Annotated in this window: 4 protein-coding genes; all 4 read left to right on the top strand. The window is 62.3% G+C overall.

All coding sequences use genetic code 11. The features are described from left to right. The first annotated feature begins 80 nt into the window (after positions 1-80). Positions 81-689, top strand: a complete 609-nt coding sequence (ccoO, locus tag HP546_RS28195) for a cytochrome-c oxidase, cbb3-type subunit II (protein ID WP_172232491.1) — start codon at positions 81-83, stop codon at positions 687-689. A 5-nt stretch (positions 690-694) separates the two neighbouring features. After that, entirely contained in the window at positions 695-895 is a 201-nt protein-coding gene (locus HP546_RS28190; RefSeq protein ID WP_172232488.1) for a cbb3-type cytochrome c oxidase subunit 3, read from the top strand. Beyond that, positions 892-1827: a cytochrome-c oxidase, cbb3-type subunit III gene (ccoP, locus tag HP546_RS28185; RefSeq protein WP_172232485.1), complete on the top strand. Its 936-nt coding sequence runs from the start codon at positions 892-894 to the stop codon at positions 1825-1827. Before HP546_RS28190 ends, ccoP begins: the two co-directional genes overlap by 4 nt. Positions 1828-2292: 465 nt before the next feature. Continuing rightward, the coding region (locus HP546_RS28180; RefSeq protein WP_172232482.1) for a cbb3-type cytochrome c oxidase subunit I at positions 2293-3145 on the top strand (853 nt) is incomplete at its 3' end.

Below are 3145 nucleotides of genomic sequence, written 5' to 3'. Positions count from 1 at the left end.
GAACACCTGGCGCACCGTCCGTTCGCCGGCGCTCGATATCGCCCCTGCGAACGCCCAGCTGGCTTGAGGAGACCTGCCTGATGAAACATGAAGTCATCGAGAAAAACGTCGGCCTGCTGGCCCTGCTGATGGTGTTCGCCGTCAGTATCGGCGGCCTGACCCAGATCGTCCCGCTGTTCTTCCAGGATGTGACCAACAAGCCGGTGGAGGGCATGAAGCCCTACACGGCGCTGCAACTGGAAGGCCGCGACATCTACATCCGCGAAGGCTGCGTGGGCTGCCACTCGCAGATGATCCGCCCGTTCCGCGCCGAAACCGAACGCTACGGCCACTACTCGGTGGCCGGCGAGAGCGTGTGGGACCACCCGTTCCTGTGGGGCTCCAAACGCACCGGGCCGGACCTGGCCAGGGTCGGTGGCCGCTACTCGGACGACTGGCACCGCGCGCACCTGTACAACCCGCGCAACGTGGTACCGGAGTCGAAGATGCCGTCGTACCCGTGGCTGGTGGCCGAGCAGGTCGACAACAGCCACACCGACACCAAGATGCGCACCCTGCGCACCCTCGGCGTGCCGTACACCGACGAAGACATTGCCGGGGCCCGCGAGGCGGTCAAGGGCAAGACCGAGATGGATGCCCTGGTCGCCTACCTGCAGGTGCTCGGCACCGCGATCAAGAACAAGAGGTGACTGCGATGGAAATGGACATCGGCATGATCCGCGGTCTGGGCACCCTGGTGGTGATGATCGCCTTCATCGGCCTCAGCCTGTGGGTATTCAACCGCCGCCGCGACCGTGATTTCGCCGAAGCGCGCCTGCTGCCCTTCGACGACGACCGCCTGCCCGCTGCCGGGCAGGAACCTGCCAAGACTGCCGTTAGGAGTAATGGGCAATGACCACCTTCTGGAGTACGTACATCAGCGTACTGACCATCGGCAGCCTGATCGGCCTGACCTGGCTGTTGCTGTCGACCCGCAAGGGCCAGAGCAACAACACCACCGACCAGACCATGGGCCACAGCTTTGACGGCATCGAGGAATACGACAACCCGCTGCCCAAGTGGTGGTTCTGGCTGTTCGTCGGCACCCTGGTGTTCTCGGTCGGCTACCTGATCCTCTACCCGGGCCTGGGCAACTGGAAAGGTATCCTGCCGGGCTATGAAAACGGCTGGACCGGCGTCAACGAATGGCAAAAGGAAATGGACAAGGCGGATGCCAGGTTCGGCCCGATCTTCGCCAGGTACGCCGCCATGCCAGTCGAGGAAGTGGCCAAGGACCCGCAAGCGCTGAAGATGGGCGGGCGCCTGTTCGCATCGAACTGTTCGGTGTGCCATGGCTCGGACGCCAAGGGTGCCTATGGCTTCCCCAACCTCACCGACAAGGACTGGCGTTGGGGTGGCGAGCCGGAAACCATCAAGGCTTCGATCATGAACGGCCGCCACGGTGTGATGCCGGCCTGGGCGCAAGTGATCGGCGAGCAGGGCGTGGCGGATGTGGCTGCGTTCGTGCTGACCAACCTCGATGGCCGCAGCCTGCCGGAAGGGATCAAGGCCGACGCGGCCAAGGGCAAGGAGGTTTTCGCCGCCAACTGCGTGGCCTGCCACGGGCCGGAAGGGAAAGGTACAGCGGCCATGGGGGCGCCGGACCTGACTCATCCGCAGGCGTTCATCTATGGTTCGAGCTTTGCGCAGCTGCAGCAGACCATTCGCTATGGTCGCCAGGGGCAGATGCCGGCGCAGGCCGAGATCCAGGGTAATGACAAAGTGCATCTGTTGGCGGCTTATGTGTACAGCCTGTCGCAGGAGCCTGAAAACCTCACCGCCCAGTAACACCCGGGGGCTGCTTTGCAGCCCATCGCCGGCAAGCCAGCTCCCACAGGTACAGCGCAAGACTTCAGCGTTGTGAAATCCTGTGGGAGCTGGCTTGCCGGCGATAGGGTCGCAAAGCGGTCCCCGCTCTTGCCCGCCACATACCCTCCCTTGCACCCCCTCCGAACACAACTAAGCTTGTTGCCTCAGCGGGCGTCGCTCCAAAAGGGCCGACGCAGACGCGGCGCATGGCCTGTCGCCGCCCCGATAAAAGCCTGACCGATCGATCAGAAAAATATGAAAAACGGTACACATTACAAATATTTATTTGTGTACAATCGTTCAGACCCGATCGCTGCGGGACATCAGTGAACGGGCCCGGACACGGGTCGGCGTACCAAAGTTGCGTTGCGGTAACCGCGGTGGTTATCAATACTGGCGCCGATTTTTCGACCAACAAGAACATCAAAACCGTGGAACCTTAGAATGAGCACAGCAATCAGTCCGACTGCTTATAACTATAAGGTCGTCCGCCAGTTCGCCATCATGACGGTGGTCTGGGGGATCCTTGGCATGGGCCTCGGCGTCTTCATCGCCTCGCAGCTGGTGTGGCCGCAACTGAACCTGGACCTGCCCTGGACCAGCTTCGGCCGCCTGCGCCCGCTGCACACCAACCTGGTGATCTTCGCCTTCGGCGGCTGTGCGCTGTTCGGCACCAGCTACTACGTGGTGCAGCGCACCTGCCAGACCCGGCTGATCTCCGACAGCATGGCCGCCTTCACCTTCTGGGGCTGGCAGGCAGTGATCGTCGGCGCACTGATCACCCTGCCGATGGGCTACACCACCACCAAGGAATACGCCGAGCTCGAATGGCCGCTGGCAATCCTGCTGGCCATCGTCTGGGTCACCTACGGGCTGGTGTTCTTCGGCACCATCGTCAAGCGCAAGACCAAGCACATCTATGTCGGCAACTGGTTCTACGGTGCCTTCATCGTGGTCACCGCGATGCTGCACATCGTCAACCACATCTCGCTGCCGGTAAGCCTGTTCAAGTCATATTCGGCCTACGCCGGCGCCACCGACGCGATGATCCAGTGGTGGTACGGCCACAACGCGGTGGGCTTCTTCCTGACCACCGGTTTCCTGGGGATGATGTACTACTTCGTGCCCAAACAGGCCGAGCGGCCGATCTACTCGTATCGGCTGTCGATCGTGCACTTCTGGGCGCTGATCACTCTGTACATCTGGGCCGGCCCGCACCACCTGCACTACACCGCCCTGCCTGACTGGGCGCAGTCGCTGGGCATGGTGATGTCGATCATCCTGCTGGCGCCAAGCT

Origin of the sequence: Pseudomonas sp. CM25 (genome assembly GCF_013179705.1) — a bacterium.
GTDB lineage: Bacteria > Pseudomonadota > Gammaproteobacteria > Pseudomonadales > Pseudomonadaceae > Aquipseudomonas.
This window is presented reverse-complemented; position numbering and strand designations above follow the sequence as displayed.